The 13,803-nt window shown below is 74.2% G+C and carries 13 protein-coding genes; 6 read left to right on the top strand and 7 right to left on the bottom strand.

What is annotated here, in order from left to right:
- Positions 1–58 precede the first annotated feature (58 nt).
- Positions 59–583, bottom strand: coding sequence for a hypothetical protein (locus ACWENR_RS00315; RefSeq protein ID WP_452274903.1), 525 nt, complete (start codon positions 581–583; stop codon positions 59–61).
- A complete protein-coding gene (locus tag ACWENR_RS00310) occupies positions 565–1,230 on the bottom strand; it encodes an HNH endonuclease family protein (RefSeq protein ID WP_452274956.1) in 666 nt (221 codons plus the stop codon). Before ACWENR_RS00310 ends, ACWENR_RS00315 begins: the two co-directional genes overlap by 19 nt.
- 108 nt (positions 1,231–1,338) lie before the next feature.
- Between ACWENR_RS00310 and ACWENR_RS00305 the strand changes: the two genes are divergently transcribed.
- On the top strand, positions 1,339–2,829 hold the full coding sequence (locus ACWENR_RS00305) for an MFS transporter (RefSeq protein WP_452274902.1): 1,491 nt from the start codon (positions 1,339–1,341) through the stop codon (positions 2,827–2,829).
- A gap of 145 nt (positions 2,830–2,974) precedes the next feature.
- The gene (locus tag ACWENR_RS00300) at positions 2,975–3,187 is read left to right on the top strand and encodes a DUF1737 domain-containing protein (RefSeq protein WP_452274901.1); all 213 of its coding nucleotides are present in this window, start codon (positions 2,975–2,977) and stop codon (positions 3,185–3,187) included.
- 44 nt (positions 3,188–3,231) lie between these two features.
- Here the strand turns inward: ACWENR_RS00300 and leuA are convergent, their stop codons facing one another.
- The gene (gene leuA / locus ACWENR_RS00295) at positions 3,232–4,983 is read right to left on the bottom strand and encodes a 2-isopropylmalate synthase (RefSeq protein ID WP_452274900.1); all 1,752 of its coding nucleotides are present in this window, start codon (positions 4,981–4,983) and stop codon (positions 3,232–3,234) included.
- Positions 4,984–5,221: 238 nt separating this feature from the next.
- Complete coding sequence (locus ACWENR_RS00290; protein WP_452274899.1) at positions 5,222–5,725, bottom strand: hypothetical protein; 504 nt, start codon at positions 5,723–5,725, stop codon at positions 5,222–5,224.
- Positions 5,726–5,801: 76 nt separating this feature from the next.
- Between ACWENR_RS00290 and ACWENR_RS00285 the strand changes: the two genes are divergently transcribed.
- Positions 5,802–6,788 (top strand): MarR family transcriptional regulator, encoded by a 987-nt coding sequence (locus ACWENR_RS00285; protein WP_452274898.1) that lies wholly within the window; start codon positions 5,802–5,804, stop codon positions 6,786–6,788.
- A gap of 15 nt (positions 6,789–6,803) precedes the next feature.
- Here ACWENR_RS00285 and ACWENR_RS00280 read toward each other — a convergent pair whose 3' ends face one another.
- Both ACWENR_RS00280 and ACWENR_RS00275 read right to left on the bottom strand, forming a co-directional pair.
- A complete protein-coding gene (locus tag ACWENR_RS00280; RefSeq protein WP_452274897.1) occupies positions 6,804–7,334 on the bottom strand; it encodes a nitroreductase family protein in 531 nt (176 codons plus the stop codon).
- 84 nt (positions 7,335–7,418) lie between these two features.
- The gene (locus ACWENR_RS00275; protein ID WP_452274896.1) at positions 7,419–8,066 is read right to left on the bottom strand and encodes a hypothetical protein; all 648 of its coding nucleotides are present in this window, start codon (positions 8,064–8,066) and stop codon (positions 7,419–7,421) included.
- Positions 8,067–8,526: 460 nt separating this feature from the next.
- Here ACWENR_RS00275 and ACWENR_RS00270 point away from each other — a divergent pair, with 460 nt between their 5' ends.
- Together ACWENR_RS00270 and ACWENR_RS00265 are read left to right on the top strand one after the other, a co-directional pair.
- Positions 8,527–9,792 carry an aspartate kinase gene (locus ACWENR_RS00270; RefSeq protein WP_452274895.1) on the top strand — a complete coding sequence of 422 codons (1,266 nt, stop codon included), beginning with the start codon at positions 8,527–8,529 and terminating at the stop codon, positions 9,790–9,792.
- 5 nt (positions 9,793–9,797) lie between these two features.
- A complete protein-coding gene (locus ACWENR_RS00265) occupies positions 9,798–10,859 on the top strand; it encodes an aspartate-semialdehyde dehydrogenase (protein WP_452274894.1) in 1,062 nt (353 codons plus the stop codon).
- A 134-nt stretch (positions 10,860–10,993) separates the two neighbouring features.
- On the opposite strand, the gene ACWENR_RS00260 is transcribed toward ACWENR_RS00265, so the two are convergent.
- Positions 10,994–12,418, bottom strand: coding sequence for a diguanylate cyclase (locus ACWENR_RS00260; protein WP_452274893.1), 1,425 nt, complete (start codon positions 12,416–12,418; stop codon positions 10,994–10,996).
- A 218-nt stretch (positions 12,419–12,636) separates the two neighbouring features.
- Here ACWENR_RS00260 and ACWENR_RS00255 point away from each other — a divergent pair, with 218 nt between their 5' ends.
- Complete coding sequence (locus tag ACWENR_RS00255) at positions 12,637–13,419, top strand: phosphodiesterase (protein WP_452274892.1); 783 nt, start codon at positions 12,637–12,639, stop codon at positions 13,417–13,419.
- Positions 13,420–13,803 lie beyond the last annotated feature (384 nt).

The raw sequence follows: 13,803 nt of genomic DNA, 5'->3' as shown, positions 1-13,803 counted from the left end.
CCAGGGCGTCGATCGCCCTGAAGGACGAGGCGTCGTCCGCCCTGGAGGCCCGGCGTCGTCAGCCCTCGGGACGGTGCAGCAGGGCGACCGCGATGCCGTGCACCGCGTCCAGCCCGGCCGGGTCGGCCAGCGCGGCCCTGCCGCCGGTCACCGCGTACCACTCGTCGGCGTCCCTGTACTGCACCGACAGCGTGACCTGGCCGTCGGCGTAGCCGGTGCGCAGGGTCAGTTCGCCGGTGACCACGCCGACCTCGTCGGTCATCACCCCGCCCGGCCCGGGCACGATGTCCGCCGTGCGCTCCTGCGCGGCGGTCGACGTGCCGCCGGCGTCGGCGGCCATCCCGGCTCCCGGCACCGCGTCCCGCGCGCCGGGCGCGCCGTCGGCCGTCATCCCGGCCGTGGTCGGTCCCGCCGCCGTCCCGGTCGTCGTCGGTCCGGGCGTGGTCGGTCCGGCGGTCGTTTCCGGGGTGGTCGGTTCGGTCGGCGCGTCGCCGGTGGCGGCCGCCGCGTCCGCCCCGGCGGCGTCCGGCGTCTGCTCCGGGGCGGGGGTCGCCCCGGCCCCGGTCACGGCTTGCTCGCCCATGTGCAGCCCTCCAACATGTCGGTCAGGGCGGCCTTCTCGGCATTGGTCACCGTGAGCCGCCAGTGGTGCTTGACCGTCACCCAGTTCTCGGCGTACTTGCACCAGAACGACCGGTTCGCCGGCTTCCACTGGGACGGGTCCTGATCACCCTTTGCCCGGTTGGAGGACTTGGAAACCGCGATGAGCTGCGGCCGGTCCATGTCGTTGGCGAAGTCGCCCCGCTTGGCGTCGTCCCACTCGTCGGCGCCGGAGCGCCACGCGTTGGCCAGCGGCACCATGTGGTCGATGTCCACGTCGGACGGGTCGGTCAGGGCGCGGTCGTCGTACACGCTCTCCCACCGGCCGCCCACCACGTTGCAGCCGGAGAACCTGATGTCCTCCCCGTCGCGCTTCAGCACGCTGTCCCGCACGTCGCAGTTCTTGCCGGTGTCCCGCCAGTGCGGGAAACGCTCCCGGCTGTAGCCCTTCATCGACCCCGCGTTGGCGACGGTGAGCTGGGCCAGCTTCTGCGCGGCGTTGCCGCCGCTGCCGCTGCCGCTCGGCGGGGCGTCGGGCTCGTCGGCGGGGACGCAGCCGGCCGCGCCGAGCGCCAGCGCCGCGGCCAGCGCGGCCGTCACCGCGACGCGCGGTCCTGATCTGGTACGCACAGTCGACACCTCTCCAGCTTGGGGGCTCCCGGCGATCCCGCACAGTACCCGGGCATGGTTTCGGCGTTTCGTGGCGTTGCTCATATGGTGCGAGGCAGATTGGACGGCATGACCCGATCCGCGCCGGCACTCCGCCTGGGCACCGTCCACGGCCGGGGCACCCTCCTCGCGGCCGTCCTCGCCTCCGGCATGGTCTTCCTGGACAGCACGGTCGTCAACGTGGCGCTGCCCCGGCTCGGCGCGGAACTCGACGCCACCGTGGCGGGTCTCCAGTGGACGGTCAACGGCTACCTGCTGATGCTGGCCGCCTTCGTGCTGCTCGGGGGCGCCCTCGGCGACCGCTTCGGGCGGCGGCGGGTCTTCCTGCTCGGCGTGGTCTGGTTCACCGGCGCCTCGCTGCTCTGCGGGCTGGCCCAGAGCACGGAGTGGCTGATCGCGGCCCGGTTCCTCCAGGGTGCCGGCGGCGCGCTGCTGACGCCGGGCTCGCTGTCGGTGCTCCAGGCCAGCTTCCACCCCGACGACCGGGGCCGGGCGATCGGCGTCTGGTCGGGGCTCTCCGGCGTCTCCACCGCGGTCGGCCCGTTCGTCGGCGGCTGGCTGATCGACGCGCTCTCCTGGCGGTGGATCTTCTTCCTCAACCTGCCGCTCGCCGTGCTGGTGGTGCTCGCCGCGCTGCGCTGGGTGCCGGAGAGCCGGGACGAGGCCGCGTCCCGCACCCGGGGGCCGGGGCGTCGGCGCCGCTTCGACGTGGCCGGCGCGCTGCTCGGCGCGCTCGCCCTGGCCGGCGTCACGTACGCCCTGATCGACGCTCCGGCGCGCGGCTTCGACTCGGCGCCGGTGCTGGTCGCGGCCCTGGTCGGGGTGGCCGGCGCGGTGGCCTTCGTGCTCGTCGAGCGGCGCCGCGGCGACGCCGCGATGCTGCCCACCGGGCTGTTCGGCAGCCGGCTGTTCTCCGTGCTGAACGTCTTCACCGTGCTGGTCTACGCGGCCCTCGGCGGCTTCACCTTCTTCCTCGCCGTCTACCTGCAGAACGTGGTCGGCTGGTCGGCGCTGCTCACCGGTGTCGCGATGCTGCCGACGACCGTCCTGCTGCTGGTCGGCTCGGCGCGGGCCGGCGCGTTGTCGGCGCGGATCGGCCCCCGGCTGCCGCTGACCGTCGGGCCGGTGGTCGCCGCCGCCGGGCTGGTGCTGCTGCGCGGCGTCGACCCCGACGCGTCGTACTGGCGGGACGTGCTGCCCGGGGTGGGGCTCTTCGGGGTCGGCCTGACGCTGGTGGTGGCGCCGCTGACCGCCTCCGTGCTGGCGGCGGTCGACGACCGGTACGCCGGCGTGGCCAGCGGGTTCAACAACGCCGCGTCGCGGGCCGGCGGCCTGCTCGCGGTGGCCGCGCTGCCGCTGCTGGTCGGGCTCTCCGGCACCGGCTACGCGCAGCCGGGCGAGCTGACCGGCGCGTACCGGGGCGCGATGCTCTGGTGCGCCGGCCAGCTGCTGGCCGGCGCGGCGCTGGCCGCCCTGCTCATCCACCGGCCGGCGCGGCCGACGCCCGGCGGCCGGCGCCGCCCCTCCCCGCCCGCCTCGACGCCGCCAGAGCGGCCGTAACCAGCCCGCGGCCGGCGCCGCGCCTCCCCGTCCGCCTCGACGCCGCCAGAGCGGCGGTAACCAGCCCGCGGCCGGCGCCGCGCCTCCCCGCCCGCCTCGTCGCCGCCAGAGCGGCGGTGACCGGTGGCGCTGTTAGCGTCGGGCCATGGGTGATCAGAAGAGTGGGACGCCGGTCCGGCTGCGGTACCGGCTGCTGACCGGGCCGGACGACGCCGACTTCTGCCGGCGGGTCAGCGACCTGCTGGCCGACGGCTACCGGTTGCACGGCTCGCCGGCGGCAACCTTCGACGGACAGCGGGTGATCGTGGCGCAGGCGCTCGTCCTCGACGACGGCAATGCCGTCGTCGTGCCGGTCTGAGCAGGTGGTCGGGCTCCGGCGTGCGGGGCCCGACCACCCGTCGCTCAGCTTCGGGCGCGGTTGACGGCGCTGGTCACGGCCTTGATCGAGGCGGTGACGATGTTGGCGTCGGTGCCGACGCCCCACACCGTGCGGCCGTCCACCTCGCACTCCACGTACGCGGCGGCCTGCGCGTCCCCGCCGGAGGAGAGCGCGTGCTCGTGGTAGTCGAGCACCCGTACCGCCACGCCGACCGACTGGAGCGCGCCGACGTACGCGTCGATGGGGCCGTTGCCGACCGCGGTGAGGGAGTGGGTCTCGCCGCCCAGGCCGACGCGGGCCTCGATCTCGACCTTGCCGTCGGCGGTGCCGATGGCGTAGCCGGCCAGGGTGAGCGCCGGGTCGGCCTGGTGGTCGAGCAGGTAGTGCCGGGCGAAGATCTCCCACATCGTGCCCGGGTCGACCTCGCCGCCGTCGTGGTCGGTGACCTGCTGGACGACGCCGGAGAACTCGATCTGGAGCCGGCGCGGCAGGTCGAGCTGGTGCTCGCTCTTCATGATGTACGCGACGCCGCCCTTGCCGGACTGCGAGTTGACCCGGATGACCGCCTCGTAGGTGCGGCCCAGGTCCTTCGGGTCGATCGGCAGGTAGGGCACCGCCCAGGTGTGCTGGTCGATCGGCACCCCGGCCGCCGCCGCGTCCCTGGCGAGCGCGTCGAAGCCCTTCTTGATCGCGTCCTGGTGGGAGCCGGAGAAGGCGGTGTAGACCAGGTCGCCCGCGTACGGGTGGCGCTCGTGCACCGGGAGCTGGTTGCAGTACTCGACGGCCCGCTTGACCTCGTCGATGTTCGAGAAGTCGATCATCGGGTCGACGCCCTGGGAGAACAGGTTGAGCCCCAGCGTCACCAGGTCGACGTTTCCGGTGCGCTCGCCGTTGCCGAACAGGCAGCCCTCGACCCGGTCCGCGCCGGCCAGCAGCCCCAGCTCGGCGGCGGCCACGCCGGTGCCCCGGTCGTTGTGCGGGTGCAGGCTCAGCACCAGGCTGTCGCGGCGGGGCAGGTGCCGGTGCATCCACTCGATCGAGTCGGCGTAGACGTTCGGCATGGCCATCTCGACGGTGGCCGGCAGGTTGATGATCAGCTTGCGGTCCGGGGTCGGGTCGACCACCTCGATGACCTTGGCGCAGACCTCCAGCGCGTACTCCAGCTCGGTGCCCGTGTAGGACTCGGGGGAGTACTCGTAGTGGATGTCGGTGTCCGGCGTGTGGATCTCCGCGTACTTCTGGCAGAGCCGCGCGCCCTGGGTGGCGATGTCCGCGATGCCGTCGCGGTCCAGCCCGAAGACCACCCGCCGCTGGAGCGTGGAGGTCGAGTTGTAGAAGTGCACGATGGCCCGGCGCGCGCCGCGCAGCGACTCGAAGGTGCGCTCGATCAGGTGCTCCCGGCACTGGGTCAGCACCTGGATCGTGACGTCCTCCGGGATCAGGTCCTGCTCGATCAGCTGCCGGACGAAGTCGTAGTCGGTCTGGCTGGCCGAGGGGAAGCCGACCTCGATCTCCTTGTAGCCCATCTGCACCAGGAGCTGGAACATCCGGCGCTTGCGCTCCGGCGACATCGGGTCGATGAGCGCCTGGTTGCCGTCGCGCAGGTCCACCGCGCACCAGCGCGGCGCGGCCTCGACGTGCCGGGTCGGCCAGGTGCGGTCCGGCAGGTCGATCCGGAACTGCTGCTGGTACGGCTGGTAACGGTGGTAGGGCATCCGGCTGGGGCGCTGCCGGGCGATCGGATCGGTCTCGACGTCGGTGACGGGTTGAGCCATGACGGAGTGCTCCCCTTGGAACATGTGGCGTCAGCAATCGGAAGGTGTCGGCGAGGTGCCGGGCGACGGTGCCCGTGCGGTGCCGATGGAAAGTTCGGATGTGCTGGACGGCGCGGTTCGACTCCGCGACGAGGTGCCGGCCTTCAGGCCTCGTCGCGGCGACCAAGGAGGAGGTACGCCCGCCACATGACAGGGTCACCCTACGTGGCGGGGCGGGGGCGGGGAAGGCAGGTCCGGATTATGGGACCAGGGTCACCGGCGTCTCCGGAGCGGTCGTGCCGAGCCGTGGCGTCCGTCCGGCCCAGGCCACCACCGGCACGATCGCCAGCCCGATCAGCGCGAAGACGGCGGCGATCGGGTACCAGCCCCAGCCGCCGGTGGTCACCGCCAGCGCCGTGAGCCCCGCCGGAGCGATCAGGGACTGCACCCGCGTGCCGAACTGGAACGCCCCCACGTACGCGCCGCGCTGGGCGGCCGGTGGCAGTGCGGCGGTGAGCCCCCAGGCGCCCGCCGACTCGACCAGCTCGGCCACGATCAACAGCGTCGCGGCGGCCACCAGCACCACCACGGTCAGCGTGCCGCGGGTCGCCCCGGAGAGCGGAAGGACCAGGCAGAACAGGGCGATCAGCAGGGCGCCCCGGCGAGACGCCCGGGCCGCGTCCGGCGCGGTGTCGGCACCCCGGCTGAGGCGTACCTGGAGCAGCACCCGGACGGCGGTGCGAATGCTTGCTCGAACACTCATGGCGGCGAGCCAAGCGGATTTCCCATGCCCCGGTCCAAACTTTTAGGCTGAGCCGAATCCTGCCGTTGGAGGGACCGTGTCCGAGTTGCGGTTCAGCCTGGCCGATGTCGCCGGCGTCCGGTTCGCCGTCTCGCCGGCCAACGAGACGGTCATGAGCATCTGGGCCCTGAACGATCCGGTCCGCTACGCCTTGCACCTGCCCTGGATCGACCGGGCTCGGGCGACGCTGCGCCGCCCGGAGGTGGCCGACCGGGTCCGCCCGCTGGTGGAGCTGGCCGGGCCGCGTCGCTGGCTGCCCGATTTCCTCACCCCGGCGGCCCATCCGGGCACCGAGCTGGCCGACCAGCTCGACCAGATCGCCGCCACGCCGCCGGACGTCGTGGTCCGGGACGTGCTGTCGACCGCGTCGCGCCGGCCGCCGGGCCCGTTCGGGCAGGCGTTGCTCGCCGATCCTCGCGGGCTGTTGCCGCAGCTCGTCGAGGCGGTGCGGGTCTGGTACGACGAGGCGATCGCCCCGGACTGGCCGCGGATGCGGGCGCTGCTCGACGCCGACGTGGCGTACCGCGCCTCCCAGCTCGCCGAGGGCGGTGCCGGGCGGCTGTTCGAGCAGATCCACCCGAGCCTGCGCTGGCTCGGCGACCGGGTGGTCAGTGACGACCCGTTCGGGCGCGACTTCGACCTTCGTGGACGCGGGCTGGCGCTCAACCCCGGGATCTTCACCGATCGGCGCGTGCTGTGGACCCTGCTGGAGGAGTCGTTGCCCGTCGGCGTGTACCCGGTCCGGGCGGTCGGGACGCTCTGGGAGCGGGTCTCCACCTCGCCCGGCGACCCGCTGGCCCGGGTGGTCGGCGCCGGCCGGGCCGCGTTGCTGCACCTGCTCGGCACGGCGGCGACGACCACGGACCTGGCCCGGCGGACCGGGATGTCGGCCGGGAACGTCTCCCAGCATCTCTTCGCACTACATGCCGCCGGGTTGGTCGCCAGGTCCCGATCGGGGCGGCACGTGCTCTACCGCAACACCGAGGCCGGCGCTGCCCTGCTCCGGGCCGCTCGCGGCACCTGAGCCGACCGTACCGGCTCAGTGGAGCAGCAGAGCCGGCATCGGCCGGCGGCGCCGCAGTGCGGTCTCCCGGACGTAGAGGTCCGGCGGGAGGACGGCCGGGTCGCCGAGGCGGCCGACGGCGGCGACCACCAGCGGGCGGACGTCGCCGGGCAGCTCCAGCTCAGCCGCGAGGCGGGGCCGGTCCAGGCGGGTGAGCTGGCGTACGTGCAGGCCGAGCGCGGTGGCCTGCACGGTGACGTGGGCGACGGCCTGTCCCAGGTCGTACGCGGCCTGCTCGGGATCGCTGCCGGCGTGCGCGCCGAGCAGCAGTGCGGCCGCGTGCCGGGCCCAGCCCTGGTCGTCGTCGGGCAGCCCGACGAGGATCCGCTTCCAGGTCTCGTCCTGCCGGTGCCCGAGCGCGAACCGCCACGGCTGGGCGTTGCCGGCCGAGGGCGCCCAGCGGGCCGCCTCCAGCAGGGCGGCGACCTCGTCGGCGGTCAGCTCCGCGTCGGGGTCGAACGCGCGGGGACTCCAGCGGAACGCGAGCAGCGGGGTGAGGTCGGCCATGCGTCGAGTGTCCCGTACGGGTGATTCAGGGATTAAGAGAGGGATGTCCGAATGTGGCGAATCGCACCCGTAACGTCCTGACGGTCAGGGCGTTGCCGCGCTCGGGCTGTCGACCGGTTCCGGCGCCGCCGTGCCGAGCGGTTCGCGGTCCACCACCGGACCGGCGAGCTGCACGGTGGCCGGGGCCGGTGCGGGCGGCGCGGCCAGGACCAGCGTGCCGGCGACAGTCCGTACGGCGGTGGGCGTGCCGTCGCGGTCGTAGCAGTAGATGCCCACGTCCAGCGGGGCGTTGATCGACGCCGAGGTCGTCTCGACCGAGTAGCAGGCGCCCGCCGCGCCGGGCAGGGGCTCGGCCGGCGACACGGCGAGCGGGGCCCGACGGTCGGTCAGCACGTCCAGCCAGTCGGTGAAGGGGTGCTGGACCCGGGGATCGAGCCGGCGGGGCACGGCGTCGTCGGGGTCGCCGAGGCGCACGCAGCTCGGCGGCTCCGGCCGGGTGGCCGACGGCAGGGCGCACTGGTAGAGCCCGTCGGCGGTCGCGGCGAACGAGACGTCCGCGGTGCCGCCGAGCGCGCCGCCCGGGATGTCGACCCGCCAGGTGCCGTCGGTGGCGCGGGTCACCATGACCGTCCGGTCGGGGGCGTCGGAGGCGCGCAGCGTGTAGCCGGCGACCAGGTGCCGGTCCTGCGCCGCGGCGGCGAGCGCGGCCAGCTCGTCGCGCGCCGCGTCCATCCCGGCCACTGCGAGTGTCGGGGTGGAGGGCGGCGGAGCGGCCGGCTGGTCGGCGGTGCAGGCGACGAGAAGCGCCGGCAGGGCGAGCGCGAGCGCTCCGGCGAGGCGGCGAGCGGGCCGCGTGGGCGTGCCGGCGTCTCCGCCAGGAGCGGGCGGTGTGGGCGGGTGGGCGTCTCCGCCGGGGGCGGGCCGACGATCCCGGCCGTGGGGGCGGGCCGGACTCAGGTGGGCGTGCACGGGGCCATTCTGCGGGCCGGCGGCGGCGCGCGGGGGTCCCTGCCGCTCCGCCCGTCCGGCGTGTCGCGCGCCGCGTCGCCGCCGTCGGCCGGGCCGGATCGTGGGATCACCTGACCCGGCCGAACTCGCCGACCGATACCCTGGACGGGTCTGACACGCGCCGCCGGCCCCGACCGGCGGCGTCGGCACGCTCAGGGTCGTCGCTGGGAGGGAGCGCACCGTCGTGGCACTCGTGGTGCAGAAGTACGGCGGGTCCTCCGTCGCCAACGCCGAGCGGATCAAGCGCGTGGCCGAGCGGATCGTCGCCGCGCGCAAGGCCGGCGACGACGTCGTGGTGGTGGTCTCCGCGATGGGGGACACCACCGACGAGCTGCTCGACCTGGCCAACCAGGTCAGCCCGCTGCCGCCGGGCCGCGAGCTGGACATGCTGCTCACGGCCGGGGAGCGGATCTCCATGGCGCTGCTCGCCATGGCCATCCACAACCTGGGTTACGAGGCACGCTCGTTCACCGGCTCGCAGGCCGGCGTGATCACCACGTCGGTGCACGGGCGGGCGCGGATCATCGACGTCACGCCGGGCCGGCTCAAGGGCGCGCTCGACGAGGGCGCCGTGGTCATCGTGGCCGGCTTCCAGGGCGTCTCGCAGGACACCAAGGACGTCACGACGCTGGGCCGGGGCGGCTCCGACACGACCGCCGTGGCGCTGGCCGCCGCCCTGCGGGCGGACGTCTGCGAGATCTACACCGACGTCGACGGCATCTTCAGCGCCGACCCGCGGATCGTCCCCAACGCCCGGCACATCAAGCAGATCACCTACGAGGAGATGCTGGAGCTGGCCGCCTGCGGCGCCAAGGTCCTGCACCTGCGCAGCGTGGAGTACGCCCGCCGGGCGGGCTTGCCGATCCACGTCCGTTCGTCATACTCGACCAACACCGGCACGATGGTCACCGGATCGATGGAGGACCTTCCTGTGGAGCAAGCACTGATCACCGGGGTCGCCCACGACCGCAGCGAGGCCAAGATCACGATCGTGGGCGTGCCCGACGAGCCGGGCGCCGCCGCGCGGATCTTCGACACCGTCGCCGGCGCCGAGATCAACATCGACATGATCGTGCAGAACGTCTCCACCGAGGGCACGGGGCGCACGGACATCTCGTTCACCCTGCCCAAGACCGACGGCCCGACGGCCATGGCCGCGCTCAGCAAGATCCAGGAAGCGGTCAAGTTCAAGGGCCTGCTCTACGACGACCACGTCGGCAAGGTGTCGCTCATCGGGGCCGGCATGCGGTCCCACCCCGGCGTGGCGGCCGGCTTCTTCGCCGCCCTCGGCGCGGCCGGGGTGAACATCGAGATGATCTCCACCTCGGAGATCCGGGTCTCCGTGGTCTGCCGCGACACCGACCTGGACGCCGCCGTGCGCGCCATCCACGAGGCCTTCGACCTCGGCGGCGAGACCGAGGCCGTCGTCTACGCGGGGACGGGACGGTAGCCCCCGTGTCGTCGCTGCCCACCCTGGCCGTGGTCGGAGCGACCGGTGCCGTCGGCACCGTGATGTGCGAGCTGCTCACCGGGCGCAAGAACGTCTGGGGAGAGATCCGGCTGCTCGCCTCCGAACGCTCGGTCGGGCGGCGGGTGCGCTGCCGGGGCGAGGAGCTCACCGTCCGGGCGCTGACCCCGGAGGCGTTCGACGGCGTCGACGTGGCGATGTTCGACGTGCCGGACGAGGTCTCGGCGCAGTGGGCCCCGGTCGCGGTGAGCCGGGGCGCGGTCGCGGTGGACAACTCCGGCGCCTTCCGGATGGACCGCGACGTTCCCCTGGTGGTGCCGGAGATCAACCCCGAGCAGGTCCGCAACCGGCCGAAGGGGATCATCGCCAACGCCAACTGCACCACCCTCGCGATGATCGTCGCGGTGGCCCCGCTGCACCGCGAGTACGGTCTGCGCGAGCTGGTGCTCGCCTCCTACCAGGCGGTCTCCGGAGCCGGCCAGGCCGGGGTGGACACCCTGCACACCCAGCTCACCAAGATCGCCGGGGACCGGGCGCTCGGGTCGCGTCCGGGCGACGTCCGCCAGGCGGTGGGCGACGAGCTGGGCCCCTTCCCGGCTCCGCTGGCCCTCAACGTGGTGCCCTGGGCCGGGTCGCTGGCCGAGGCGGGTTGGTCGTCCGAGGAGATGAAGCTGCGCAACGAGTCGCGCAAGATCCTCGGGCTGCCCGACCTCAAGGTCTCCGCCACCTGCGTACGGGTGCCCGTGGTGACCGGCCACTCCGTCGCGGTGCACGCGGTCTTCGCGACCGAGGTCGACGCCGAGGGCGCCCGCGAGGTGCTGCGCAACGCCCCCGGGGTGATCCTGGTCGACGAACCGGCCGACGGCGAGTTCCCGATGCCGATCGACGCGGTCGGCACCGACCCGTCCTGGGTGGGCCGGATCCGTCGCGCCGTCGACGACCCGCGCGCCCTGGACTTCTTCGTCACCGGCGACAACCTCCGCAAGGGCGCCGCCCTCAACACCGCCCAGATCGCCGAGCTCCTCTCCAAGGAACTAACCACCCGCTAACCCCACCCCCGCGCGGCCCTGCCCCGCCACGCGCGTCCCCGCCGCCGGCGATCTTGCACTTTCTGCCCTGGCAAAAGGCACAAGCGGGACATAGTGAGGGCACGAAGTGCAAGATCGACGAGGGCGGGAGGCGGTCAGGCGGCGGCCAGGCGGACGCCGTCGCGGCCCTGCCGCTTCACCGCGTACAGGGCCTGGTCGGCGCGGCGGAGGGTGAGCTCGGGCGGCTCGCCGGGGCGGGGCAGGGCCACTCCCACGCTGATCGTCCGGCCGATCCGGCGCGCCTCCTCGGCGAGACGCTCGGCGATCCGGACCGCCTCGTCGGGCCGGTTCACCTCGATCACCGCCACGAACTCGTCGCCGCCGACACGGTAGAGCTCGTCGCCCTGCCGCAGCGCCCCCTCCAGGGCCCGGGCCAGCCGTACCAGCACCCGGTCGCCGGCCTGGTGGCCGTACGTGTCGTTGACGCTCTTGAAGCCGTCCACGTCGATCGCGAGCAGGGCCGTACGGCCGGGGGTGGCCCGCGCGATCCGGCGGCCGAACGGCCCGGTGTGCCCCAGCCCGGTCAGCGGGTCGGAGTTGGCCTGCTCGCGGAGCCGGGCGACGGTACGCAGCCGGTCCAGGCAGCTCCACGCCTGGCCGGCCAGCAATTCGAGCAGGTTGACGGTGGTCGGGTCGGGGCGCAGCAGCCGCTCGTCGGCGACCAGCAGCACGCCGCCGTGGTCGTCGGGCGGGCCGACCGGCACCGCGACCAGGGTGCGTACCCCGGCCCGGGCCAGCGGCCGGTGGTCGGGAACCGGTGGGTGCCCCGCCTCGCCGAGCGTGTAGCCCACGCCGTGGCGGTGGGCGCGGCTGATCAGCCGGTCCAGCGCGGCCGGGCCCGCCTCGGTCAGCTCGGCCCGGATCCGGGACTCGAACTCGCCGGGCGCGGCCGTCGGCGCGCCCAGCCGGGGCCCGTCCGGGCCGGCGAGCAGCAGTACGGCGGCGGAGAGGGTGGACACGTCCCGGGCCGCGCCGATCGCGGCGGCGAACAGGTCCCACTCCGTCGGGGCGGCGGTCAGCGCGGTGGCGTGCCGGAGCAGCTTCTCGCTGCGGCTCTCCCCCGGGGGCCCGCCGAGCGCCACGATCCGGGCGCCGAGCCGGGCCGCCAGCCGCTCGGCGGTGTCCCGCCACGGGGCCAGGTCGGCCGGCGCGCACCACTGGAGGTCGAGCACGCCGATCGGCCGGCCCGCCGGGTCCCGTACCGGCACGCAGACCTCGGCGGTGACGTCGGGGCGTACCGAAATGTAGTCGGGGTCGTCGGCGACGTCGGGCACGACGGCGGTCTCGCCGGAGGCGTACACCCGCCCGACGATCCCGGTCTTGGGCGGCACGGTCGAGAAGACCTGCCAGGAGCCGGTGGCCGCGACGCAGCGGAGCCGGTCGTGCACCTGGAGCAGGACCGAGATGGTGGCCGGCGCGTGCCGGGCGAGCGCGGTGACCGTCCACTGGCACGCCTCGACGGCGGTCGAGGCCATCGGCAGGCGGACCGTCACGTCACGGATGACTCGCTCGTGATCCACTGGGCACGTCGTTCCAGGTAGGGAGGGGGTTCCGGCCCGCGCGCGGGCCCGCACCAAGGGTACTCAGCGCCGCGTCGCCCCGCCCAGGAGCAAGATCGTCCACAGCCTTCGTACACATGTGCCATCCACAGGCTGTGGACAGGGCCTGTGGGTTCGGGCGGGCCGCGCGGCGGGGCCCGCGGCGATAGCGTGAGGGTCCCGGCCGAGTGGAGGCACCGATGCTCATCGCCCAGCTCAGTGACCCGCACGTGACCACCGGCGTGCTCGCCGCCGAACCGGCCGCCGGCCTGCACCGGGCCCTCGGCCGGGTGTTGGCGCTGGTCCCCCGGCCCGACTGCGTGGTCGTCACCGGCGACCTGGTCGACCACGGCCGCCCCGACGAGTACGCCGCGCTCCGCGAGATCATCGGCCGGTTCCCGCTGCCGGTGCACCTGGTCGCCGGCAACCACGACGACCGGGAGTCGCTGCTCGACGCCTTCGGCGGCACGCCCTGGCTCGGTGGCGGCTTCTCGGCCTACTACCACATCGACCACGCCGAGGCGACGATCGTGGTGCTGGATTCGCTGATGCCGGCCGGGGACGGCGCCGGCTGTCTCGGCGAGGACCAGCTCGGCTGGCTCGACGGGGTGCTGGCCGGCCGGCCGGAGGTGCCGGCCGTGGTCTGCCTGCACCACCCGCCGGCGCCGGTCGGCATCCCGTTCCTCGACGACATCCGGCTGACCGACGGCGACGGGCTGGCCGAGGTGGTCGCCCGGCACCCGCACGTCGCCCGGGTGGTCGCCGGGCACGTCCACCGCCCCGTGACGGTGAGCTTCGCCGGCACGGTGCTCACCACCGCGCCGAGCACCTGGCGGCAGAGTTCGCTCACCACCAGCGCCGACGAGCAGATCGGCTGGGTCGCCGAGCCGACCGGCTTCCTGCTGCACCAGGTCTCCGGGAGTGGCTGCGCCACGCACCTGGTGCAGGTCAGCCACGCCGCCGGCATGACGTGCGGGTTCTGACCGCGGGTGGCGGACCGCGGCGGGCGAGGTCTTCCGCGTCGCGTACGGGTCGAAGATGCGCACCGCCCGCCCGGGTCCGCCGGCGCCTGGGACGCGGCGGCCGTCGCCGCGCCGACCGTCGCGCCGGACCGGCGCGAGGTGCCGGGACGACCAACGCGTCGGCTGCTTTCCGGCACCGAACGCCGGCCGGCGACGGGACGGTCGGTGTCCGACGCCTCACCGCCCGGTCATCCCCGCGTCCCGTCGGACGACCGGCGTACGTCCCGTCGGGCCGGAGCTGATCAACCGGCCGGCCGCAATCGTCGGACGCGGTCGTTTCACCGTCCACAATCGCCTTCCGGCATCGATAGCCTCGGCCAGCCGTCCCCGAGTGGGGCACGGCTC

The organism is Micromonospora sp. NPDC004336, assembly GCF_053602615.1.
The sequence above is the reverse complement of the archived record's forward strand: the minus strand, read 5'-3'. Positions and strand labels throughout refer to the sequence as shown.